Raw genomic sequence first — 23,551 nt, 5'->3', positions numbered from 1 at the left:
AACTTATATAGGTATATTGGATATCTTTGATAACTTTATTGTGTACCCTAAACACAATGGAATCTTCATTCCTTTCATGCTTTCCCACAACGTGCTTATTGGCTATAAGTTATCTCATGCCCCATGGAGAAAACAGCCGGCGCATGAAGTCCCCTTTATTATGAACTGATCAGAACGTTAACCCGATGAAAAACAAGACTAACTACCTGTGGGCATGCCTTCTCTTAGGCGCTTTGAATAGCCAGGCTCAGCAAGGGCCGGTCCGATTGCAGGATTTTCAGAACCCGCCCAACGCGGCCAAGCCCCGGGTGTGGTGGCACTGGATGAACGGGAACATCACCAAAGAAGGTATCACCAAAGATCTGGAGTGGATGAAGCGTGTGGGTATAGGTGGATTTCAGAACTTTGACGCCAGCCTGTTTACTCCACAAGTGGTTGAGAAAAAACTTGTGTTCATGACGCCCGAATGGAAGGATGCATTCAGGCATACGACGCAACTGGCCAACCAGCTACAACTTGAAATGGCTATTGCGGGTTCACCGGGATGGAGTGTCACGGGAGGTCCCTGGGTACAGCCTCAGGACGCCATGAAGAAATACGTATGGACCGAAACCCGGGTCAAAGGCGGACAGAAGTACACAGGAAAGCTACCTCAGCCTTCTTCCACAACGGGCGCCTTTCAGCAGGTCGAGATGCCTAAGGCCAGTTTGTCGGGACAGTATGAGGGTGAGCTGCCGAACTATTATAAGGATGCCCTTGTGATAGCCTATCGCTTACCCCAAAATGACAGAGTATTCACAGAACTCAAGCCCAAGGTAACTTCCAGCGGTGGTACCTTCAGCCTGACTGAACTGACGGATGGCGATGTAGCTACCGCCAAGTACCTGCCCCCCCAGGCAGTGGGCGAAGAGATGTGGATTCAGTACGAGTTTAGTACTCCCCAAACTTTTAAGGCTTTCTCCATTGCGGGAGCCAACCACCTCCCCCTGGAGCAATTTAACGGTGGCCCGGAAAACCGATCTTTGAAAGTCAGTGACGATGGGGTGACCTTCCGCGAAGTGGTGGCTATACCGGGTAGTATAGTCCCACAGAATACCCTTAGCATACCCCCTACTACCGCCAGGTACTTCCGGTTTACGTTCAAGACCCTGCCTCCACAGGTCAATATGTTTGCCGCTATGGCAGGCGGAAATGCCGAACCACCCAAACCCGAGGGCGTGAATGTAGCCGAACTGGTACTATACAATACGGATCGTATCAATCTATTTGAAGATAAAGCGGGCTTCGAACCCTGGAAGGAGGAGAAGGTCTTACCAGCTACTGCGCAGGCCGATGCCATTCCGGTAGCGGATGTAGTGGATCTTACGGCCCGTATGAAAGCAGATGGTACCCTGGACTGGGATGCTCCGGCTGGCAACTGGGTGGTGGTGCGGCTGGGGTACTCGCTGACGGGCCGGCAAAATCATCCAGCTTCGCCCGAAGCGACGGGACTGGAGGTGGATAAGCTGGATAAAGCTGCCGTAAGCCGATACATCAACACCTACCTCGACATGTACAAGGATGCTACCGGTGGCCAGATGGGAGCCAAGGGACTGGAGTACATGATCCTGGACAGCTACGAGGCCGGTCATATGACCTGGACGCAAGCACTACCCGAGGAGTTCAGAAAGAGACGGGGCTACGATCTGAAACCGTGGATACCAGTACTTACCGGCCGGGTGGTGAAGAGCACCGAAGACAGCGAGAAATTCCTGTGGGACTTCCGTAAGACCATCGGAGAAATGATTGCCGAGAGCCACTATGAAACCATTGGTGAAGCGCTGCACCAGCGTGGCATGAAGCGCTATACTGAATCGCACGAGAACAAGCGCATCTACCTGGCCGATGGGATGGATGTGAAACGGAAGGCCGATATACCCATGTCGGCCATGTGGACACCGGGTAGTCTGGCCGGAGGTGGTGAAGAGGAAACCCGGAGCAAAGCCGATATTCGCGAATCGGCGTCAGTAGCGCATATCTACGGACAGAATCTGGTAGCGGGTGAGTCGATGACCTCCGTGGGCAATGCCTTCAGCTTCCACCCCGAAAAGTTGAAACGTACCGCCGATATGGAGATGGCCTCGGGCCTGAACCGTTTTGTGATACATACCTCCGTACATCAACCACTCGACGACAAAAAACCCGGTTTTTCACTGGGGCCATTCGGGCAGTACTTTACCCGACAGGAAACCTGGGCCGAACAGGCCAAACCCTGGATGGATTACCTGGGTCGCAGTTCGCACCTGCTTCAGCAGGGGAAGCCAGTGGTGGATGTACTGTACTACTACGGCGAGAATCAGAACATCACTTCGCTCTTTGCCAATCAGCTCCCTCCTGTACCCTATGGCTACGAGTATGATTTTGTCAACGCCACCGCCGTGCTTACTTCTCTCAAAGTAGAGGGTGGGAAAATAGTGACACCCAGCGGGCAGCGGTACAACCTCATGGTGCTGGACCCATCAGCCCGGTACATGACCTTACCGGTTCTCAAAAAGATGAGGGACCTGGTCAAAGCGGGTATGAAGCTCACCGGTACCAAACCCGAAAGCTCACCCAGTCTGAGCGACAAGGTTACAGAGTTTCAGACAGTAGTGGATGAACTGTGGCGCCATCCGAACGTGATCAAGAAGCCGATAGATACAGTCCTCAACGACATGAAAATTGTACCGGATGTAATGGTATCCAATAACAAAGCTGACTTACTGTACGTACACCGTCAGGCGGGTGAGCAGGACATCTACTGGCTCAACAGCCGCAGCGAAGGTGCCAATGAAGCGGTAGTTAGCTTCCGGGTTACGGACAAAGTACCAGAGCTATGGCACCCGCAAACGGGTAAAGTAGAGAAGGTATCCTACCAGATCAAAGACGGACGTACCATTATCCCGCTCCGGTTCGATCCCTGGGATGCCTACTTTATTGTATTCGGACAGAAGGCAACGGCTACTTCGTACACCAAACCAGCCGTTGCGGAGTCACAGGCGGCACAGCCAACCGGTACTTGGAAGGTCAGTTTCCAGACCGGTCGGGGAGCCCCCGAAAGCGCTACTTTCAATCAGTTAGCCTCCTGGACCGAAAATCCCGACGCTGGTATCAAGTACTTCTCCGGCACGGCTACCTATGAGAATAACTTTGAGCTACCGAATGTGGATAAAGCCGGGCGCTATGTGATTGACCTGGGTGAGGTGAAGAATATCGCGGAGGTGACTGTCAATGGTAAAAACATGGGTACGGTCTGGAAGAAGCCCTTCCGCCTGGATATTACAGAGGCGCTGAAAGCAGGGCAGAACACTGTACAGATCAACGTCACCAACCTGTGGGTCAACCGCCTGATTGGCGACGCGCAGCCCGATGTAAAAAATAAGATCACGTTCACTACCATGCCTTTCTATAAGGCAGATTCACCCCTGTTGCCATCAGGCCTTATGGGTCCGGTAAGTATTATTCTCCAAAAATAAACGGCAGCGCCCCCGTCACTTACCTGGTAGTAAGCTGACGGGGGCGTTTTTTTATTTCTATTGATACTGTCTCCTCACATCTTGTGAGCCCCAGCTACGGCAAAATGTAGGTCCGGGGAATAAAGGGTACTAGCGCTACACGGTCCGCACCTCCAGCAGGCGCTCCTCCGTAGCCTCCACCTGCAACCTGTTCCTGAGTGCCCGGCCCATACCTTCCCACTGGACCTGCATCAGGTCACCGTCCTGCAGCTGAATGCCCTCGCCGAAGCTGAAGGCATCTGCCCCCAGGAAGTGGATATGTACATCGAAGGGCAGGCGGTGGTTGGGGTACTTGAAGTGGTGGTACTCCAGGTTCTGGAGGCTGTGGGCCATGTTGGCTTCGCCTGTTTTTATATTCTTTTCCCAGAGTATCTGCCCTGATCTTTCCACCGCTACTCTACCCCGGATGTCATTTACCGTCTCCGTGAGTACCAGTTCGGGACCGATAGCGCAGGTACGTATCTTGGAAGGAGCCAGGTACAGGTAGTTCTTCTTCTCCATGACGTGGTCCGAGAACTCATTGGCCGTAGCGAAGCCGACGCGGTAGGGCGTACCGTCCTGACCGTTGATGTACACCGCCGCCAGTTCGGGCTCTTCGCCGCCGTCGTTTCCGTAGTTGGGAATCAGCAGCGCCTCGTTGTGCGCCCGTAGCATACTCCCGTTGCCCTTGTAGAACCACTCCGGCTGTACACCGATCTGTCCGCTGTCGGGCTTGCCGCCTTCTACCCCCCACTGGTATATCTTCATACTATCCGTAGCCTGACCAGCCGTGGCAGCATCGTGCATCTTTTGCCGGTTGTCGGCGCTGGCCTTATGGGTCAGGCCGGTACCTGATAGCATGCAGAAGCGGGGATCATCAGGATGGTCCACGGCGGGCAGTAGCCGCCATGCGGAGCGACCTTCGTACACCTCGTCGTAGGATACCCGCTCGTCAGTCAGGCTATCGTCGATCAACTTTTGCAGAGGAACCTCCTGCTCAATAGCCGACTGGACGAGCTGGTATACGCTGGATGCATTCCTGATGAGTATCAGGTGAGGTTCTTCCACCAGGGCGATGTGCCGCTGGCGCTGAGCGTTGATGAGCTGTACAATGCGCATAGGGAGTGGCTTTTTCTTTTATAAAGAGGTTTTGTACAGAATCTATTCCCTTATATAGGAAAAACCCGGCTGGAAGTAGCTTCGCCCCAGGCCATAGCCAGATAAAATCCCTAGCCCCCTTACCTATGCTACTCCTTTCGCTGGCCACATCAGCCCAACCTTCCTGGAGCCGAAAAAAGCCATCCGGCTACTCTCAAACAAGTAGTAACCAGATGGCTCATCGGACTTGTAGTATCAGATTACACTGCTCCTGATACCATCACTCCGCTGTTGATATTTTGAAATACACTCTACTGGTACACAAACTCACCCACCTCGCTGCGGATGGTCACCTGCTTCTGCTCAGCGGCTTCTACCCTACCGATTACCTGCGCCTCGATGCCGAATGACTGCGACAGCTCCACTACGCGCTGAGCGTACTGCTCGGGCAGATATACTTCCAGTCGGTGACCCATGTTAAATACCTTGTACATTTCCTGCCAGTTGGTACCGCTCTCGGCCTGTATCAGGCGGAACAGCGGAGGTATGGGCAGCAGATTATCTTTGATGACGTGTAGTCCTTCGATGAAGTGCAGGATCTTGGTCTGGGCGCCGCCGCTGCAGTGTACCATGCCATGGATATGCGGGCGCAGCTCATCGAGCAGGGCCTTGGCAACGGGTGCGTAGGTACGGGTAGGCGATAGCACCAGCTGCCCTACGTTGAGTGGAGTACCTTCTACCGGATCGGTCAGCTTACGCGAGCCGCTGTATACCAGATCAGCATTTACCTCCGGATCGAAGCTCTCGGGATAGGCACCCGCCAGGTACTTGCCCAGTACATCGTGGCGAGCGGAGGTAAGTCCGTTGCTGCCCATGCCGCCGTTGTAGCTCGTTTCATAAGTAGCCTGTCCGTACGAGGCCAGTCCTACGATCACGTCACCGGCCTGTATGTTGGCGTTGTCTACTACCTCGGCGCGCTTCATGCGGGCGATGACGGTACTATTGACCGTAACGGTACGTACCAGATCACCTACGTCGGCGGTTTCACCACCGGTACTGTATATTTCTACGCCGTGGCTGCGGAGCATCGCCAGTACCTCTTCGGTACCGTTGATGATCTCGGCGATAACTTCACCGGGTATTTTATTCTTATTGCGGTCAATGGTAGAGGACAGCAGCATCGGTCCCGTCGCTCCCACGCACAGCAGATCATCCGTATTCATCACCACCGCATCCTGCGCAATACCTTTCCACACCGACAGATCGCCCGTTTCCTTCCAGTAGAGGTAGGCCAGGGAGGTTTTGGTACCGGCTCCGTCGGCGTGCATGATGGTACAGTACTCGGGATCACCGGCCAGGGTATCGGGTACTATTTTACAGAAGGCTTTGGGAAAGATACCTTTATCAATGTTGGCGATAGCCTTGTGCACATCTTCTTTGGTAGCAGAGACGCCTCGTTGCAGGTAGCGGTCAGTAGGATTCATGCGAACCGACAGTTTGGGATAAAAGGATTAGTAAGTAAAGTACAAAGGTAGAAAAAAAGGCGGGGAAGGAGTTGCTAGCCGGGTAAATGAAGTAGGTATTGCTCTTTGGCTTGAAGAGGTACTTAATCCGGCGAACTTATAATCTATTTTACTTTTTCCCAATAACCTTTATCCATGTTACGTATTGCTATTCTTTCTTTTCTTCTAGGACTCATGGTAGCTCCCACCTTTGCCCAGACCAAACAAAAAGTAATTTTCGACTGTGACTTAGGTGACGATATTGACGACGCCTTTGCGCTGGCGCTGGTAGTAGCCAATGATCAATTTGATGTACTGGGCATCACCACCACCTACGGCCGCACCAACGACCGCGCCGAAATGGCCTGCAAGATGCTCTATGAATTAGGTCTGGAGCGGATACCCGTAGCCGTGGGTCGCAATACCAGCAGCACCAGCGAACGCGCCAACTGGTACGCCGACCAGTTTTACTGGTCCAAAGGATTCAATAAAGTGAAGCCCATCCAGAAGCCCGCCGCTGATTTTATCATTGAGCAGATCCGGAAGTACCCCAACGAAGTAGTAGTGATATCGGTAGGTCCCGTGACCAATATGGCCGATGTAATCAAGAAAGACCCACAGGCGCTGAAAATGGCGAAGAAGGTGTATGCTATGTTTGGCTCGTTCTACATTGGCTACAATTACAGCCCCACCATCAACAAGGAGTGGAACGTAGTCGCCGACGTCGAATCAGCCAAGACCTTTGTGAATAACAGCGGCATCAACATCACCTACGCCGGACTCGACATCACTACTTTCGTAAAGGCGGATAAGGCTTACCGCGAGAAAATGTTGTACCGTCAGAGTCCGCTGACCAATGGTATTCTGGGCTTACATAGCCTCTGGAACTATAACGTGGACCCGACGCTCTACGACGCCGTGGCGGTAGGTATGGTACTATGGCCGGACCTGTTCAAGACCAAGCCTATGCATGTGATTGTGGATAACGAAGGGTACACCCGCATGGACGAAAGCAAAACGCCTAACGGAGAGATTGGTGTCTCCATTGATAAAGAAGGCTTCCTCAAACGCCTCATGGAGGTGTACCTCAGACAAAATCTCGGACGGTATTAATTATCATGCATCGAAAGCTTCGTAGCGGAGTCCCATTTCGCTACGAATGCTGTCGAGCAGCTGGATCAGGTCCAGGCTGTGGTCCAGTGACCATTCGGGGCACTCGGTCAGTCCCTGCGACAGGCACCGGCCCACGGCCTCTATTTCGTACCCATAGCCCCAGGTATCACGCTCGAAGTTGAATACCTGCGTTTCCACCTCGCGTCCTTCGCCGTATAGCTCCAGCGTCATGCCCTGGCTCTCGTGCCAGCGGCCGTGTACCTTGATATTTCCCTTCTCGCCGTATACCCATCCTTCGCAGGCAGTCTTAGCCATGAACGTGGAATCCAGGAAGGCAAATTGTTTCTCTCCGTAGGTCATCACCATGCCATTCGAGGCATCCACACCCGTCTCGCTGAATATAGCTGAGGCCTTGATGGTCGTGGGCATACCCAGGTTCAGGTATGACCAGAATACCGGGTAGATACCAATATCCAGCAAGGCTCCTCCTCCTAAAGTCGGACTAAACAGGCGACTATTCACATCGTAGATACCTTTGAAGCCAAAGTCGGCCTTTACCCCCAGTACCTTCCCGATTACCCCCTGCTCTATCAGTTCCAGTGTCTTAAGGGTGGCGGGCATGAAGCGGGTCCACAGGGCCTCCATCAGGAATACCTTCTTTTCCCGGGCCGTCCGTACCATCTCCTCTACCTGGCGGCGGTTCATGGCAAAAGGCTTTTCGCACAGCACTGCCACCCCTGCGTTGAGGCACAGCATGGTATGTTCGTAGTGACCTATATGGGGGGAAGCGATGTAGACAATATCCAGTTCCGGGCAGGTAAGTAGTTCTTCGTAGCTGCCGTAGGCGTAGGGTGCATCATAGGCGTTAGCAAACTCCTGCGCCCGTTCCAGATTACGAGAGCCTACGGCCGTAAGGCGGGCATTGGGTGACTTTACAAGGTCTTGAGCAAACTTATGGGCTATGCGGCCGGGGGCCAGTATGCCCCAACGAATAGGATTCATAGATTGGGTATAGGTAGATTTGGTGAGACTTCTGAAATAGTGTTTCTTTACAATCAAGGCTACAAGCTATCCGCTTTTGTACACTAATCCAAATCCACCATGCCTACCATCCGTCCCGATGCTTCCCAACGTATAGACGCCTACATCAGCGAAGCTGCTCCCTTCGCGCAGGCTATTCTGACCCGTGTCCGCCAGCTGATTCACGAGAGCATTCCAGACGTCAAGGAGGACTGGAAGTGGGGACCCAACTTCAACCTTAACGGCATGGTATGCGGGCTGTGGGCCCTTAAAGGTCATACCTCCATGAATTTCTACAAGGGTGCCGCCATGTCGGACCGTCACGGCTTGTTTACCCATGGCCTTGACAACGAGAAGATGCGCATGATCCAGTACCGCGACATCAGTGAAATCAATGAAGCTCAGCTCATCGACTACCTCAAGGAAGCCGCCCAACTCAACCGTGACGGCGTCACCATCGCTACGGCCAGCCGCACGCTCGAAGTACCTGACGTACTCCAGCAGCACCTGACCCAGCACGAATTAAACGAGGTATTTGACAAACTCACCTACACCCAGCGCAAGGAGTACATCCAATCCATTACCAGTGCAAAAAAAGAAGAAACCCGCCAGCGGCGTTTAGAGAAGATAGTAGAGACGCTGCGGGAGAAGGTTGTTAGGTTTTAGCTTAAAAGTTCTCAAACCACAGAGGAAAAAGGAGTAATGGCACAGAGGTACACAGAGTATTTAAATTTATTTATTCTCTCAATCACTCATTCTCTCAATCACTCATTCTCTCATTCACTAAATAACCTCACCTCCCCCTCATCCGGACACTGTTTCAATAGCGTAGCATTCTCCACGCCTAGCACCGGGTGCACAAAGTCTGGGGCTATTTCGGCCAGGGGTACCAGGGCAAAGCGTCGCTCGTGCAGGCGGGGGTGCGGCAGGGTCAGGCGGGCGGTATCCATTACCAGATGGCCGTAGTACAGCATATCAATATCAATATCGCGGGCTCCCCAGCGCTCGTACCGGACTCGCCCCAGCTCGTGCTCGATATCCAGCAGGTGCCGTAATACCTCTTCGGGCGCCAGCGCTGTTTCCACCACCAGCGCCTGGTTCAGAAAAGCCGGTTGCTCTTCCACGCCCCAGGGTGCCGTCTGATACACCGACGACCCTTTCGTGACCGCTCCGACGCGCTCCCCAATGAGTGTCGCAGCACGTTGTATGGTACTTAGCCGGTCGCCCAGATTAGCGCCAAGAAGTAGATATATAGTAGCCAATTTTTTTGTAATTTAGGGGGTTGATTGGGGGGTAAATTACCGAAGAAAGCGGGAATTTAACTACCCCCGCCCTGGTTTGTGTAGTAGTACTTTTGACAGTTGCCATGTCCCTCACCAAAGAACAAGCGCTTAAACAATACTTCGGATACGACTCTTTTCGTCCCCAGCAAGCAGAAATCATAGATACTGTACTAGCCGGTAAAGACTGCCTGGTACTCATGCCTACGGGCGGTGGTAAATCCATCTGCTACCAGATTCCGGCCCTCCTCTGCGATGGGCTGACGGTGGTGATCTCACCCCTTATCGCCCTTATGAAAGATCAGGTAGAGGCCCTGCGCAGTAACGGCGTCAGTGCCGCCTACCTCAACTCGTCCCTCTCCGGCAATGAGCAGGACTCGGTACTGTGGAAAGCCAAGCTGGGCGAACTGAAGCTCCTGTATATAGCTCCTGAGCGCTTGTTCTCGGGCAATACATTTGAGGCGCTGCGTGAGTGGAACGTGAAGCTGTTTGCCATTGATGAGTCACACTGTATATCATCCTGGGGGCACGACTTCCGGCCTGAGTACCGCCAGCTGACCGCTTTAAAGCAGCACTTCCCCGATGTACCCGTCGTAGCCCTGACCGCCACCGCCGACCGCGTTACGCGCCGCGATATCCTGAAGCAGATAGGTTCGGAAAAGGCCAGGACTTTCGTGTCCAGCTTTGACCGGCCCAACCTGAGCTTAACGGTACTTCCTGGACGTAAGCGTCTGCAGCAAATCCAGGCTTTTCTCCAGAAGCACCCCAACCAACCGGGTATCATCTACTGCCTCAGCCGTAAAGCTACCGAAACCGTAGCCGCTGGCTTGCAGAACGCGGGCTTCAAGGCCGAGTGCTACCACGCCGGCCTCACCGCCAACCAGCGCTCCGACGTACAAGAGAAATTCCTGCGCGACGATATCCAGGTTATCGTGGCGACCATTGCTTTCGGCATGGGGATAGACAAGTCTAATGTGCGCTGGGTTATCCATTACAACCTACCCTCCAACGTAGAGAGCTTTTATCAGGAAATAGGTCGGGCCGGACGCGATGGCGCACCCGCCGAAACGGTACTATTTTACAGCTACCAGGATATTATCACCCGGCAGGACATGATCCTAAACTCGGGACAGTCGGAGGAGCAGAAGGAGCTGATGCAGGCCAAGCTCAACCGCATGAAGCAGTACGCCGAGGCCGATATCTGCCGCCGCCGTATTCTGCTCAGCTACTTCAACGAAGCCATTCTGGAAGACTGCGGCAACTGCGACGTGTGCCGCAACCCGCGTACCCGCTTCGACGGTACCACCATTGCTCAAAAAGCCCTTTCGGCCATTGCCCGTACCAAAGAAAGCATAGCCATGGGTATGCTCATTGATATAATGCGGGGCAGCCGTAACCGCAACGTACTACACCACGGCTACGACAAGCTACCTACCTTCGGCGTCGGCCACGACCTGCGGGGGGAAGAGTGGGCCGAGTACCTGGGGCAGCTCCTCAACCTGGGCGTCATGGACATCGCCTACGACGAAGGCCACGTTTTTAAACTGAATCCGCTTAGCTGGCAGGTACTTAAAGGTGAGCATAAGCCTGAGCTGGTGAAGTTTATCCCGATTGCGGAGCGAAAAGCCAAAGAGGAAGAACTAGTACCGAAGGAGAAACCCAAGCAGGAGATCATCAAGGACGCCCTGTTTGAGCGGCTGCGCCTGCTCCGTAAGCAGATGGCCGATGCCTTGGCCGTACCTCCTTACGTGATTTTCAGCGATGCGACCCTGTCAGAGATGGCGCAGAAAAAGCCCATCTCGGAAGCACAGATGAAAGCCGTGGCCGGTGTAGGTACCGAAAAATACCGCCGCTACGGCGAAGCGTTCATCAACGAAATAGTAGGTTTTATTGAAAAGAATCCGGAATCAGGTACCATTGAGAGTGGAAAATTTAAGGGCAAAGGAGCTGAACCAAAGCCCGAAAAAAGGGTGAAAGGCATGACTTACCTCCACACGCTGGAACTGTACAAAGACGGATATACCCTGGACGATATGGCTCAGCAGCGAGGCCTCAGTGCCTCCACCATCGCCGCCCACCTCATCAAGCTACGGGACGAAGGGCACGGGGTAAAGCTGCGCGACATGATCCCTGACAGAGTCTACCTGGCCATCATGGACGGCGTGCGGGCCATCAACTACGAGCATGGTGATCCGGTAACGCCACTATTTGAGCACCTCGAGGAGCGTTACGACTACGCGCAGATACGCCTGGCGATAGCTATCTGGCAGGAAGAGGGGGAAGGGTAGAGAGGCTTCATTCCGCCGTTGCTGGTGTTAACACCAGCAACGGCGGGAAGGTAAAATATTACCCAAAAAGTAAGATATTGACTAAAATAAGCCCTCTAAAAGAAGATCATGAACAGAATAGTAATATTAGGAAACGGCTTTGATATAGCCCATGGACTTGCTACTGGTTACCGGGATTTTATAAGATATCTAAGTGCCCAGTTTATTGATTTCTTGAACTCTAATAGTGAAGAACAGAGACTTAGGGGACACAAACTTTTTTATTTAACACCTCAAGATTCCGTTCATCTCTATAATATAAAGCCTATACAGGCTTATTCTATAACTAAAGAACCATTTAGCTCTTGGGAAGAGCTGTGGGATAGGCTGTGGATAGAATATGATGATGGCAGGAGGTATAGGGCTCAGGTGTCATGCACAAATTGGTTACTTGGCTATGTATTTAATAGCTCAAATATTGCAACATGGGGTGGCTTTGAGAACGACTATAAGGATGTTCTAACTAATATTATGTTGGGCAAAGCCCCAACCAGAAACGGGTTTATCCCTAATGACTATACTGTCGAGAGGCTGAATAAAGATCTTGGAGAAATTATAGAGCTACTATATAGTTATTTAAAGGAACAAATTACGATCCCCAATACATTAGACCCGTCAATTCTTTCACGGCTGTTAACGGAGCCGTTGAGAGAGTGGAGGGTGAATCAAACTTTTATTCCAACTTATGGAGAGATTCCACTAATCTCCAGGCACCATGTAACTGAAAGGTTAGAAAACGTGCTATTTCTAAGTTTCAACTACACTTCTACCATACAAAACTACCTTTTTAATGAAGTTAATTTTGATGCAATCGATGCTTGCGACTTAGAATATAATAGCAGAGTCGGAGTTACAACATCATTAAGGTATATTCACGGCGACTTAAATGATAACAATCCCCGCTCACTCATATTTGGTTATGGTGACGAACTGGATGAAAATCAAGCCCTTCTTGAAACATTAAATGATGAATTTTTAAGGCACATAAAATCCGTCCTTTATACACGCAGTCCTTACTACCGAGAAGTCATTGATTTTTCAGATGCGGGTCAATTCGATATCATCATTTATGGCCACTCCTGTTCTAACACCGACAGGACACTTCTGAATACACTGTTTGAGCACGAGAACTGCGTTTCGATCCAGCCCTATCTTCACAATGAAAATGATATGTCTATTTACACGAACATCTATCGTTGTTTCAAAGACAAAAAGCTGATGCGTTCACGTGTAGTTGACCAAACCAATACAATACGAGGATGGGCCTAGCTGTCTTTTTTAACCCTTGTTGGTGATAATACCAACAAGAAGCAGGTACCTCCGGCACACCATGTTGAGCAGCTACCACTGAAAATATAACAAAAGTTGTTGGAGATAACTCCAACAACGGCATGAAATTCAGCCGAAGCTACCCCACCAGCCAAAACTCAACCCGGCTCCAAGCCGTTAAAGAGTAAGTACATCTCTAAACCTTACTCAGACCCAAGCATGCGAAGCATTAAGAAAATACACACCGCCCACTACGCCCCCATCAGCGACCTGATTACGTACTCACCGCTGCCGTCGCGGTCGCTGGACCAGATTGATCCTTTCCTGTTCCTGAATCACCACGGTCCGCAGAAGTACCGGCCTAATAACAATGGTCTGCCCTTCGGACCGCACCCGCACCGGGGGATGGAAACGGTTACTTTCATTCTGGAAGGAGATATCATGCACAAGGACACCGGCGGCCACGAAAGTGTGATCAATGCCGGAGGGGTACAGTGGATGACCGCCGGCAGCGGCCTCATCCACGCCGAAGTGTCATCGACAGAGTTCAAGAAGAACGGCGGCGATATGGAGATCCTGCAGCTGTGGGTCAACCTCCCGGCTCGCCTCAAAATGACCAAGCCTGCCTATAAGGGTCTTCAGAAAGAAGATATCCCCAGCCTCAGCTTAGATGAAGGTAAGGTGACGCTGAATCTTATTTCAGGAGAATGGGAGGGACAAAAGGGAGCCTTCAGCCCCATGACTGACATCTTCATGAGTACAATATACTTCCAGCCCGGTGGCGTGTTTAAGGCACAGGTACCTGCCGATCATTCTATTTTCTTCTACGTTGTACGCGGCAAGCTTACTGTTAATGATCAGGAGGTAGAAGCTCTGCAACTACTAGAGTTTAACTACGATGCAGAGGAGATACAGGTAAAAGCCACTACAGATAGCGTGATTCTATTCGGTCACGCCAAGCCCTTTGACGAGCCGGTAGTAGCGCAGGGACCTTTTGTGATGAATACGCAGGAGGAAATCATGGAAGCCTACAGCGACTACCGCGCCGGCAAATTCGGCCAGTGGAATGGGTAGTAGCTGTTAGCTTTTAGGTGTTAGCTATTAGCTATAAATAGAGAAGCCCGACCTGTTGGCCGGGCTTCTCTATTTATGAATTGCTATATATTAGGCGTTTTCCTCCTACGATACTTCAGCGTACTCTTCGATGGGTACACACGAGCAGATCAGGTTGCGGTCGCCGTAGGCACTATCCACACGGCTTACGCTCGGCCAGAACTTGTTGAAGCGCAGGTGCGACAGCGGGAAAGCTGCCTTCTCGCGGCTGTACGGACGGTTCCAGTTGTCGTCCAGTACCACGCGAGCGGTATGCGGCGCATTTTTCAACACGTTATTTGACTTATCCACACTCCCCTCTTCTACTTCACGTATTTCGTTACGAATCGCAATCAGGGTATCACAGAAGCGATCCAGCTCAGCCTTCGACTCCGACTCAGTAGGCTCGATCATGAGCGTACCCGCTACCGGGAAAGAAAGCGTAGGTGCATGGTAGCCGTAGTCCATCAGACGCTTCGCCAGGTCCTCGGCCTCTACACCCGCGGCCTTGAACGGACGGCAGTCTACGATCATCTCGTGAGCGCAACGACCGTTAGTACCTGTATATAGTACCTGATAGTGACCTTCCAGACGAGCCTTGATATAGTTGGCATTTAGAATCGCCATTTTGGTGGCATTTGTTAAGCCTTCACCACCCATCATAGCGATGTATGCGTACGAAATGGTCAGGATGCTGGCGCTACCGTAAGGAGCCGCCGAAACGGCTGAAATAGCCTGCTCATTACCAATCTTAACCACGGCATGTCCGGGTAGGAAAGGCACCAGGTGCTCCGCCACGCCGATAGGGCCCATACCCGGTCCACCACCCCCGTGAGGAATACAAAAGGTCTTGTGCAGGTTGAGGTGGCACACATCCGCCCCAATGGTAGCCGGACTAGTAAGACCTACCTGCGCGTTCATATTGGCTCCATCCATGTACACCTGTCCACCGTGCTCGTGGATAAGTGCACAGATCTCTTTGATGCTTTCTTCAAATACCCCGTGGGTAGAAGGATACGTTACCATCAGGCACGACAGTTCATTACTGTACTGCGCGGCTTTGGCTTTTAAGTCTTCTACATCAATGTTCCCGCGCTCGTCGCACTTAGTTACCACTACCTTCATACCAGCCATAACGGCGGAGGCAGGGTTGGTACCGTGAGCCGACGAAGGGATCAGTGCTACGTTGCGGTGCGTATCACCTCGGCTTTCGTGATAAGCTCTAATTACCATGAGTCCAGCGTATTCGCCCTGAGCACCTGAGTTAGGCTGCAGCGACATAGCCGCGAATCCGGTAATCTCACACAGCCAGTCGTTCAGTTCCTGGAACATCTGCTTGTAGCCCTGCGCCTGCTTCTGCGGAACAAACGGGTGCATCTTACCAAACTCCGGCCAGGTAACGGGTATCATCTCGGCCGTAGCGTTGAGCTTCATGGTACAGCTACCCAGCGAGATCATGGAGTGTACCAGCGACAGGTCTTTATTCTCCAGTGTCTTCAGGTACCGGAGCATTTCATGCTCTGTATGATGTGTATTGAATACCGGGTGTGTCAGGTACTCCGACGTACGGGCGAGGTTATCGGGCAGTTCAATATCAATTTCCTCCTCAATTATCATTTCACCCTGGAAGCCCGATACCTCAGCAAACAGGTTCAGGAGCTCAAGGGTATCACCAAAGGTCTTTACCTCATCAAACGAAACACCAATCCGGTCATCGCCGGTATAGCGCAGGTTGATACCCCACTTCTGAGACTCCTGGCGGATCTTACCAGCCAGAGGCGTCTGGATCGTAACGGTATCGAAGAAGTTAGTGGTAAGAACGTTGTAGTTAAACTTCTTAATTGTTTCTACAAATAGCTTGGTAAGCCCATGGGTACGGGTAGCTATCTTGTTCAACCCTTCGGGGCCGTGGTACACGGCGTAGGCACCCGCCATCACGGCCAGTAGTACCTGAGCGGTACAAATATTGGACGTAGCTTTTTCGCGACGAATGTGCTGCTCACGGGTCTGCAGCGCCATACGCAGGGCACGGTTACCCTCGGCATCTACCGATACTCCGATGATACGTCCGGGTATTTGACGCTTGTACGCCTCCTTAGTAGCAAAGTACGCGGCATGCGGTCCACCGTAGCCCATAGGTACCCCAAAGCGCTGTGCGGAACCTACTACTACATCGGCACCCATTTCACCGGGTGACTTCAGCAGTGTCAGGGCCAGCAGATCAGCCGCTACGGCTACCGTTACATTCAGCTCGTGCGCTGAGGCTATGAAATCAGTATAATCAAATACCTCTCCATCCGAAGCCGGGTACTGCACCAGCACGCCAAATAGGTTAGCACTGGTCAGATCTACAGTCTGGTGATCACCTACTACTACTTTGATACCAATGGGTGTAGCGCGGGTATAAAGCAAATCAATGGTCTGGGGGTGGCAGCGCTCGGATACAAAGAAGGTATCAGCTCCTTTTTTGGCCGCGGCGCGCAGGCTGTACAGCATAGTCATAGCCTCGGCGGCAGCGGTAGCCTCATCCAATAGAGAAGCATTGGCGATCTCCATTCCGGTCAGGTCCGTTACTACGGTCTGGAAGTTCAGGAGCATCTCCAAACGTCCCTGCGCGATCTCCGCCTGGTAGGGCGTGTAGGCCGTGTACCAACCCGGATTCTCGAGAATATTTCTAAGGATTACATTAGGTATGTTGGTATCGTAATAGCCAGTACCTATGTAAGACTTAAAAATGGTGTTTTGACGCGCCAGCCGCTTAAAATCCTGCAAAAACTGGTACTCAGATTTTGGCTGTGGTAAGTTGATAGATTTGGTAAGCCGTATGGCCGACGGAACCGTCTGTTCAATGAGTTCATCGAGGGAGCTAACTCCTACGGTATTCAGCATTTCCTGCAACTCATCATTATCTTTGCCGTGGTGCCGATCTTCGAATTTTTCTTGGTAATGGAGGTTGATTTTCATGCAGTTGAGACAGAAAATGCCTATGTAAAAATGTTTATAAACACAAAAGTAAGCAAATCCAACGAATCCCGATGAGAATAGTTGGTATGCTTACCAATGCTGATATAACAAATAGTTTCGGCGGTAAGTTTGCAGAAGGCAGAGCCGAAACTACTTATTAGAAAAATTATATAAGGGGCTTAGTGCTTCGGGCAGTCGCAGGAGCTACGACGCTTGAATATCCCCAGGAATTTCTTGTTCCGGGGCTTTTTATAACCACGATAGCGCTTCCGCTTCTTACCCGTATTGCTTTGTTCAGAAAGCTCGCTTTTGGTGACCGCCGTTACAGAGGACGCATACGACTCCATACTATACCCTCCGGCCATCAGCCCAGTTAGCAGGAGTACAAGTACTTTATTCTTCATGATCTGAAAGTTTAGTATCCGGTTTATCATCAGGCATTTGTTATTCAACGTACGCATTCCTGATATTATTCCAAATATAGATTAGATTAGTTGATAAGCCTATGCTTTTACCAGTTCGACGATCGTGATCTCCGGCAGGATGCCTACCCTGCCCGGATAGCCTAAGTACCCAAAGCCCCGATTGACGTACAGGTACTGATCATCCTGCTCGTATAGCCCCCCCCACTGCTTATAACGATACTGTACCGGACTCCACTGAAAGCCGCCTATTTCCACACCAAACTGCATCCCGTGCGTATGTCCGGCAAAAGCTACGTCTATATCCTTATACTGTGACGTTACCTGCGCGTTCCAGTGGCTGGGGTCGTGTGACAGCAGTAGCTTAACCGGGTACTTCTCAGTTCCCTGGTGGGCCTTCGCCAGATTTCCATACTTCGGAAATCCGCCCATTCCCCAGTTCTGAATCCCGATCAGACCAATTTCTTCGCCATCTACCTGTATAGGTACATGCTCATCCAGTAGTAGCCGCCAGCCCATGGTACCGTGGGCTTTCATAAGGTTCTGCAGGTTCTGCCGCTTCGCATCTATGCTGGCCCAGTTGACGTATTCGCCGTAGTCGTGGTTTCCCAGTACCGAGTACACTCCCAGCGGAGCTTTTACTTTTCCGAATATCTCGATGTAATCCTTTACCTCCTCAGCCTTATCATTGACCAGGTCCCCTGTAAACAAAGCCAGGTCGGGCTTTTCTTTCAGTAGCATTTCTACTCCACCTTTTACGGCAGTCCGGTTAAAGAAACTACCCGAGTGAATATCCGAAAGCTGAGCGATACGCATACCATGGAAGGCGCTGGGTAGATTCTTAAGAGGAACCTTCACCCTGCGGATGCGGTAGTCGTGGGCTCCGGAGAGAATGCCGAAGGCAAATGTACCAAAGAGGCTTCCACCGGCTACCAAAGCCGCCTGCGACATGAACTCGGAGCGGGGAATGCGCGGTACCTGCGGGTCAGCAGGAGCACCGGCCACAGAGGGTACAAACAAACTAATAATCCACTGAACCAGCCGACGTACATCATCGACCAGCAGGAATATAACAGCGAATATCTTAGCGAAATACGGAATGGCAATACCCGAGAGCACAAAACTGCGCGTAGCACGGCCAAACATATCGGGTGGTGCAAACTGAATCAAAATGTAGGAGATCAGCGTAATGCCGGTAAAGCCCCAGTATAATCCGCTCACCCAACGCTGCACAGTGGGTGATGAAGAGCGAATAACTACCTTTAAGGCTTGCCATACGTACCAGTCAATGGCAATGAATATAAATGTAAGTACTATAAAAAATAAGGAACGATTCATGGGGTTACTTAAATGGGTATATAGGAAAATAAACGTTGAGCTGAAGTTTCTTGTTCATTGTATGACCCCAAGCCTGTTATAATCTTTTTCAATGAAGCTATGGGTACATAAACGGTAAGTTTGAGAGGGTAAAAGGATATTATTCGTAGCTTCGTTAAGGAGAAGTACTTGTAAAAGCTCTTAAATACATGTGAAGGTCCAGTGAAAGCTTCGACAGTAGTAATAACAATCAATTATGGCAGATTATAATTTTAAAAAATACCATATCCGCTCTATGAATGCCCATTCAGAAGAAGAGCGTGCCGCTATCAATCAGGAACTTAAAGATCTCTACGCATCCCTTTCGGAAGACGATAAAGCTGACTTTAACCGCCAACTCCAGTCATTTCTGGCCAGGGAAGTAGGCCGGCTCAAGAGCGACTACGAGTCGATCAAGGGGATGAATAGCGAAAACTAAGTACCTATGCGCAGGCGAACCATACGGTGGCTGGTACTACTCTCTGCTTTATCCATTATCGGGGTAATAGTCACGCAGATCTACTGGGTCAAGAAAACGCTGGACGTCCGCGAGCGCCAGTTTTATCAGCGTGCCCATGTAGCTCTGCGTGATGTAGCCGAACAGTTGGCCCGTATGAATGGTGTGATGCTCAGTGCCAATCCGGTAGAGCAGCTTTCGCCTACCTACTTCCTGGTCAATACCAACTCCACCACGGAGCCCGATGTACTGGAGCACTTCTTAAAGTCATCTTTCCAGAAACACGATCTGATCACTGATTTTGAAGTAGGGATCTACGACTGCAATACCCACCAGATCCGCTACGGTATGTCGCTCAGCAGCCACAATAGCGACAAGGCACCTACTTCCACATCCAGCTGGATCAAGACAGACAAGTACCCTTACTACTTTAGTGTGCGCTTTCCGAATCAGGTAAAGGACCTCACCGCAAATATGGATGGATGGCTGGTATCTTCCCTGGTAGTACTGATAGCCCTTAGCTTCTTTGCCTACGCGCTTTTTGTGATCCTTCGTCAAAAGCAGCTCTCCGAGGTACAGCGTGACTTCGTCAATAACATGACGCATGAGCTCCAGACGCCTATCTCTACCATTCGTATAGCGGCTGATGTACTTAATACGCCTGCCATCCTGGGCCAGCCCGATCGGCACAAACGCTATGTACAGATAGTTCAGGAAGAGATTATCCGGCTCCAGCGGCAGGTAGAAACAGTACTGAATATGGCCAAAGCCGAGCGCCGAAGGCTCGAGCTCAATATAGAATGGCTGGATGCCCATCAGGTCATTGAATCCGTAGCACGTACCTACGACGGTAAAGTACAGCTACATCTGGAAGCCAAATCGCCGTACATTCATGCGGATGCTATTCACTTTGGCAATATTGTCAACAATCTTATTGATAATGCTCTTAAGTATTCACCCGAAAAGCCTGAAGTACACGTATATACCCTTGACCAGGGTAATCAACTAGTACTGGCCGTAAAGGACCATGGCATAGGTATTGCTTCGGAGTACCACAAAAAGATATTTCAGAAGTTTTTCAGAGTGCCCCACGGGAATATACATAATGTAAAAGGGTTCGGGATCGGGCTTAGCTACGTACGTCAGATTGTCAAGGCTCACCACTGGAAGCTCGAGCTGGATAGTGAGATAGGACAGGGAAGTGAATTCAGGATTTTTATTCCGAAGAAATAATCCACTAATGAAAGCACGCATACTCTACGTTGAGGATGATCCAAACCTTGCCTTTGCGACAAAGGATAATCTGGAGGCGCACAATTATGAAATAATCCACTGCACAGATGGTCAGGAAGCCCTGGACGCTTTCCACCAGGATCATTTCGATCTGTGCGTACTTGATATTATGCTGCCCCAGATGGATGGCTTCACCCTCGCGCAGTCTATACGTAAGGCCGATGCAGAAGTACCTATTCTGTTTTTATCGGCACGCTCTCTACCGGAAGATAAAATCCAGGGGTTTCAGCTAGGAGCCGATGATTACATCACCAAGCCTTTCAGTATTCAGGAACTCATGCTACGGATAGAGGTTTTTCTGCGGCGGAGTAAGAAGGAGCGCCCAATTTCCAATAACACGAATGATCCCCAGTCCATTGGCAACTACACCTTTGACTTCAAGAAGCTCACGCTGCACAATAACTCTGTACATCATACCCTGACTTATCGGGAGGCCGAGGTACTTAAGTACTTTGCCGAGCGGCAGGGGCAAGTGATCAAGCGGGAAGAGTTGCTCAATGCCATCTGGGGGACCGACGACTACTTTAAAGGGCGTAGCCTGGACGTCTTCTTGTCCCGGATCAGAAAGTACCTCTCCGCTGATCCCTCCATTCGTCTCGATAATATCCACGGCGTTGGATTTCGTTTGAGTTGGTAGCTTTCTTTTTACCTTCTCCTGTAGTGCTTTATAAATCTCCATTCTCCTTTTTAGTACTTTTGAACGCTATTACTAGGGTATAGTGCCTGATTTAGCCCCTACCTCAGAGAAAAAGAACATAGATGTATCATAGATCTAAAACACACTGCATACACTTACTATGAAGGCGTACCTCGTGAAAGGGGCTTTCCTCCTCGTTCCCATCTTTATATTCTTTGCCTACCTCTATAAACATGCCTTGAATGTACCCCTGATGGACGATATGGATCTCATATCTACTATCAATGATATTAAAGACACTCCTGCTAACACCATCGAAATACTTTTTCGACAGCAGAATGATCATCGGATTCTTTTTTCTCGTCTGGGCATGCTGGTTGTATACTTCTATACCGGCCAGATTAACTTCAGATACACCATACTTCTGGGCTTTTTCAACCTTGTTATACTAGCCTATGCCTTTTTCCTCGTCTATACTTCCTTCCGCAGAGGTATAGGTCTTTTCTTACCAGTAGTCATACTACTATTCTGCCCTATCGTCTATGCCGTACACTTATGGAGTATCACTTCATTTCAGTATACCTTAGCTCTGGCTTTCTCCCTGATTAGCCTGTATTTTCTTCAGGAAGAGAAAAATACCAACTGGTACTGGTCATTGCCTTTTGCACTAGCTTCTACTCTCACTAATCTGGATGGTTTAAGCGTACTACCTCTTGGTCTGTTCTGGCTGTTTATACAGCGTCGGTATAGAGAGAGTATCCTATTTACAGTTATCTCTGCCCTATGGCTAAGTATTTACTTCTTTGACTTCCGGTTCTCTAATGCCACAAGCGTAAGTTTCTCCCGAGCCTCCCTATTTACGATCTTTAAAAGCTTTTTCGCTTTTGTAGGATCATTTGCCAAAATATTCTCAGATACCTACGCCATAGCATTATCTATCTTTTTGGGGAGCCTGATTCTGCTAAGCTTTATCGTCTCACTTATATACAAAAACCTCAATCAAACTGCAGGGCATCAGTTTCGAATAGACTGGCTAGCTTCGGTGAAGCTTGACCTTCTGGATATCTGTTTTCTGAGACTTCTGGCAACCAGCTGCATGATAGCTGTTGGAAGATCCTACGCAGGAATCGAGGAAATGATGGCTATCCGATTTCAGGTTTACTCGGTATCCATTGTATTACTATTTTATTTCCTCATAATACGCACTGTACCTCTTACTCGACCTCATGTTATACTAGTTATGGCTACAAGTTGTATAGTAAGTGTGTTCTCATATCTGAAATATGAGAAAGCGGTGATTCTGTTAAAACAAGAACTAAAAGCAGATACCTACAACTATACCTCTCACCGGATCTTCTTGCACCAGAATTCTTTTGATCCGCCTGAAGACTTCTTTAAACATTATCACTTACCACAGTTCTTTGACAATAGTACGATCAATGCCTGGCAGAAAGGTTCGGCCTATACTCCCTCTATTACAGTGACCTCCAAAGAAGTGCAAAGCAGTGGATCATTTATGCAACATAGATATCCATTACTTGATATTGAGATTCAGAACGCCCCAAAGACTTTGCCCTACGACAGGGTATTCCTGACCTTGCAAAGACACAGCGACTCAACGAAATGCTATGTAGTGAGCCTCCATGATAAAAGCAACTGGATGCATAAGTACTTCAACCAAGCAAGCCGTACGTTTTCAGGTTTCTTTCCTTTGAAGATTCCTCGGGACAAATACCAGCTAAGGATTTGCTGGATTGATAATAGCCAGCCAAAAAGTATTCTTATTTCACCTAATTACAAGCTATAAGTTTTTAAAATTTACTTTCAGCTGAAGTATACAATGAACCGATTGATACCGACTATTAAAATCAGTCTAAGCCCCCTCTATTGACTTATTACATTTCACAACCTGATTCATCAGACATTTTTTTCTTCTAAAAGCCTTCTAACAGATCATTCCCAAGCCTTAGAAGAGAAGTGGAAGTACTTTCGCAAGCCCAGCAAAATAAGAATAATAAAGAAAAAGGGCTTCTCCCTTTGGGAAGAGCCCTCTATTGCTGTTGACGAAATGCAGTGGTGGTATATATAAACAGCAAAGGAGCCGCAGCGAGTGCTGCGGCTCCTTGTAGCTTGATAGGGTGTGGCGGCTACCTACTTTACCGGGCGAAGACCCAGTATCATCGGCGGTGCGGGGCTTAACTTCTCTGTT

General features: G+C 50.1%; 18 protein-coding genes. 10 read left to right on the top strand and 8 right to left on the bottom strand.

What is annotated here, in order from left to right:
• Nucleotides 1–185 precede the first annotated feature (185 nt).
• Nucleotides 186–3,494 carry a glycosyl hydrolase gene (locus JTN23_RS25295; RefSeq protein ID WP_247237911.1) on the top strand — a complete coding sequence of 1,103 codons (3,309 nt, stop codon included), beginning with the start codon at nucleotides 186–188 and terminating at the stop codon, nucleotides 3,492–3,494.
• Nucleotides 3,495–3,629: 135 nt separating this feature from the next.
• Here JTN23_RS25295 and araD1 read toward each other — a convergent pair whose 3' ends face one another.
• Together araD1 and JTN23_RS25285 are read right to left on the bottom strand one after the other, a co-directional pair.
• On the bottom strand, nucleotides 3,630–4,631 hold the full coding sequence (araD1, locus tag JTN23_RS25290) for an AraD1 family protein (RefSeq protein WP_247237910.1): 1,002 nt from the start codon (nucleotides 4,629–4,631) through the stop codon (nucleotides 3,630–3,632).
• 290 nt (nucleotides 4,632–4,921) lie between these two features.
• Entirely contained in the window at nucleotides 4,922–6,094 is a 1,173-nt protein-coding gene (locus JTN23_RS25285) for an AIR synthase related protein (RefSeq protein ID WP_247237909.1), read from the bottom strand.
• A 174-nt stretch (nucleotides 6,095–6,268) separates the two neighbouring features.
• On the opposite strand from JTN23_RS25285, the gene JTN23_RS25280 reads away from it, so the two are divergent.
• Nucleotides 6,269–7,225 (top strand): nucleoside hydrolase, encoded by a 957-nt coding sequence (locus tag JTN23_RS25280; protein WP_247237908.1) that lies wholly within the window; start codon nucleotides 6,269–6,271, stop codon nucleotides 7,223–7,225.
• A gap of 3 nt (nucleotides 7,226–7,228) precedes the next feature.
• Here JTN23_RS25280 and JTN23_RS25275 read toward each other — a convergent pair whose 3' ends face one another.
• Complete coding sequence (locus tag JTN23_RS25275; RefSeq protein ID WP_247237907.1) at nucleotides 7,229–8,227, bottom strand: Gfo/Idh/MocA family protein; 999 nt, start codon at nucleotides 8,225–8,227, stop codon at nucleotides 7,229–7,231.
• Between the two features lie 99 nt (nucleotides 8,228–8,326).
• On the opposite strand from JTN23_RS25275, the gene JTN23_RS25270 reads away from it, so the two are divergent.
• Complete coding sequence (locus tag JTN23_RS25270; protein WP_247237906.1) at nucleotides 8,327–8,911, top strand: YdeI/OmpD-associated family protein; 585 nt, start codon at nucleotides 8,327–8,329, stop codon at nucleotides 8,909–8,911.
• A 110-nt stretch (nucleotides 8,912–9,021) separates the two neighbouring features.
• Here the strand turns inward: JTN23_RS25270 and folK are convergent, their stop codons facing one another.
• Nucleotides 9,022–9,507: a 2-amino-4-hydroxy-6-hydroxymethyldihydropteridine diphosphokinase gene (gene folK / locus JTN23_RS25265; RefSeq protein ID WP_247237905.1), complete on the bottom strand. Its 486-nt coding sequence runs from the start codon at nucleotides 9,505–9,507 to the stop codon at nucleotides 9,022–9,024.
• 104 nt (nucleotides 9,508–9,611) lie between these two features.
• Here folK and recQ point away from each other — a divergent pair, with 104 nt between their 5' ends.
• From recQ to JTN23_RS25250, 3 genes are all read left to right on the top strand, one after another.
• The gene (gene recQ, locus JTN23_RS25260) at nucleotides 9,612–11,813 is read left to right on the top strand and encodes a DNA helicase RecQ (RefSeq protein ID WP_247237904.1); all 2,202 of its coding nucleotides are present in this window, start codon (nucleotides 9,612–9,614) and stop codon (nucleotides 11,811–11,813) included.
• 108 nt (nucleotides 11,814–11,921) lie between these two features.
• Nucleotides 11,922–13,121: an AbiH family protein gene (locus JTN23_RS25255; RefSeq protein ID WP_247237903.1), complete on the top strand. Its 1,200-nt coding sequence runs from the start codon at nucleotides 11,922–11,924 to the stop codon at nucleotides 13,119–13,121.
• Between the two features lie 219 nt (nucleotides 13,122–13,340).
• Entirely contained in the window at nucleotides 13,341–14,195 is an 855-nt protein-coding gene (locus tag JTN23_RS25250; RefSeq protein ID WP_247237902.1) for a pirin family protein, read from the top strand.
• Nucleotides 14,196–14,300: 105 nt separating this feature from the next.
• On the opposite strand, the gene gcvP is transcribed toward JTN23_RS25250, so the two are convergent.
• The 3 genes from gcvP to JTN23_RS25235 all read right to left on the bottom strand — a co-directional run bounded on the left by gcvP (nucleotide 14,301) and on the right by JTN23_RS25235 (nucleotide 18,937).
• Entirely contained in the window at nucleotides 14,301–17,177 is a 2,877-nt protein-coding gene (gene gcvP / locus JTN23_RS25245; RefSeq protein WP_247237901.1) for an aminomethyl-transferring glycine dehydrogenase, read from the bottom strand.
• Nucleotides 17,178–17,356: 179 nt separating this feature from the next.
• Nucleotides 17,357–17,581: a hypothetical protein gene (locus tag JTN23_RS25240; RefSeq protein WP_247237900.1), complete on the bottom strand. Its 225-nt coding sequence runs from the start codon at nucleotides 17,579–17,581 to the stop codon at nucleotides 17,357–17,359.
• Nucleotides 17,582–17,680: 99 nt separating this feature from the next.
• Complete coding sequence (locus JTN23_RS25235; RefSeq protein WP_247237899.1) at nucleotides 17,681–18,937, bottom strand: metallophosphoesterase; 1,257 nt, start codon at nucleotides 18,935–18,937, stop codon at nucleotides 17,681–17,683.
• 274 nt (nucleotides 18,938–19,211) lie between these two features.
• On the opposite strand from JTN23_RS25235, the gene JTN23_RS25230 reads away from it, so the two are divergent.
• The 4 genes from JTN23_RS25230 (at nucleotide 19,212) to JTN23_RS25215 (ending at nucleotide 23,149) form a co-directional block, all read left to right on the top strand.
• Entirely contained in the window at nucleotides 19,212–19,394 is a 183-nt protein-coding gene (locus JTN23_RS25230) for a hypothetical protein (RefSeq protein WP_247237898.1), read from the top strand.
• A 6-nt stretch (nucleotides 19,395–19,400) separates the two neighbouring features.
• Nucleotides 19,401–20,645 carry a sensor histidine kinase gene (locus tag JTN23_RS25225; RefSeq protein ID WP_247237897.1) on the top strand — a complete coding sequence of 415 codons (1,245 nt, stop codon included), beginning with the start codon at nucleotides 19,401–19,403 and terminating at the stop codon, nucleotides 20,643–20,645.
• A gap of 7 nt (nucleotides 20,646–20,652) precedes the next feature.
• The gene (locus JTN23_RS25220; protein WP_247237896.1) at nucleotides 20,653–21,342 is read left to right on the top strand and encodes a response regulator transcription factor; all 690 of its coding nucleotides are present in this window, start codon (nucleotides 20,653–20,655) and stop codon (nucleotides 21,340–21,342) included.
• Between the two features lie 160 nt (nucleotides 21,343–21,502).
• A complete protein-coding gene (locus tag JTN23_RS25215) occupies nucleotides 21,503–23,149 on the top strand; it encodes a hypothetical protein (protein WP_247237895.1) in 1,647 nt (548 codons plus the stop codon).
• 159 nt (nucleotides 23,150–23,308) lie between these two features.
• Here JTN23_RS25215 and JTN23_RS25210 read toward each other — a convergent pair.
• The coding region (locus JTN23_RS25210) for a hypothetical protein (RefSeq protein WP_247237894.1) at nucleotides 23,309–23,551 on the bottom strand (243 nt) is incomplete at its 5' end.

Source organism: Telluribacter roseus (assembly GCF_017355915.2).
Lineage (GTDB): Bacteria > Bacteroidota > Bacteroidia > Cytophagales > Spirosomataceae > Telluribacter.
The sequence above is the reverse complement of the archived record's forward strand: the minus strand, read 5'-3'. Positions and strand labels throughout refer to the sequence as shown.

Coding starts and splice junctions, on each gene's coding strand:
- JTN23_RS25295 (WP_247237911.1), top strand. CDS start 186: ATGAAAAACAAGACTAACTACCTGTGGGCATGCCTTCTCTTAGGCGCT.
- araD1 (WP_247237910.1), bottom strand. CDS start 4,631: ATGCGCATTGTACAGCTCATCAACGCTCAGCGCCAGCGGCACATCGCC.
- JTN23_RS25285 (WP_247237909.1), bottom strand. CDS start 6,094: ATGAATCCTACTGACCGCTACCTGCAACGAGGCGTCTCTGCTACCAAA.
- JTN23_RS25280 (WP_247237908.1), top strand. CDS start 6,269: ATGTTACGTATTGCTATTCTTTCTTTTCTTCTAGGACTCATGGTAGCT.
- JTN23_RS25275 (WP_247237907.1), bottom strand. CDS start 8,227: ATGAATCCTATTCGTTGGGGCATACTGGCCCCCGGCCGCATAGCCCAT.
- JTN23_RS25270 (WP_247237906.1), top strand. CDS start 8,327: ATGCCTACCATCCGTCCCGATGCTTCCCAACGTATAGACGCCTACATC.
- recQ (WP_247237904.1), top strand. CDS start 9,612: ATGTCCCTCACCAAAGAACAAGCGCTTAAACAATACTTCGGATACGAC.
- JTN23_RS25255 (WP_247237903.1), top strand. CDS start 11,922: ATGAACAGAATAGTAATATTAGGAAACGGCTTTGATATAGCCCATGGA.
- JTN23_RS25250 (WP_247237902.1), top strand. CDS start 13,341: ATGCGAAGCATTAAGAAAATACACACCGCCCACTACGCCCCCATCAGC.
- gcvP (WP_247237901.1), bottom strand. CDS start 17,177: ATGAAAATCAACCTCCATTACCAAGAAAAATTCGAAGATCGGCACCAC.
- JTN23_RS25240 (WP_247237900.1), bottom strand. CDS start 17,581: ATGAAGAATAAAGTACTTGTACTCCTGCTAACTGGGCTGATGGCCGGA.
- JTN23_RS25235 (WP_247237899.1), bottom strand. CDS start 18,937: ATGAATCGTTCCTTATTTTTTATAGTACTTACATTTATATTCATTGCC.
- JTN23_RS25230 (WP_247237898.1), top strand. CDS start 19,212: ATGAATGCCCATTCAGAAGAAGAGCGTGCCGCTATCAATCAGGAACTT.
- JTN23_RS25225 (WP_247237897.1), top strand. CDS start 19,401: ATGCGCAGGCGAACCATACGGTGGCTGGTACTACTCTCTGCTTTATCC.
- JTN23_RS25220 (WP_247237896.1), top strand. CDS start 20,653: ATGAAAGCACGCATACTCTACGTTGAGGATGATCCAAACCTTGCCTTT.
- JTN23_RS25215 (WP_247237895.1), top strand. CDS start 21,503: ATGAAGGCGTACCTCGTGAAAGGGGCTTTCCTCCTCGTTCCCATCTTT.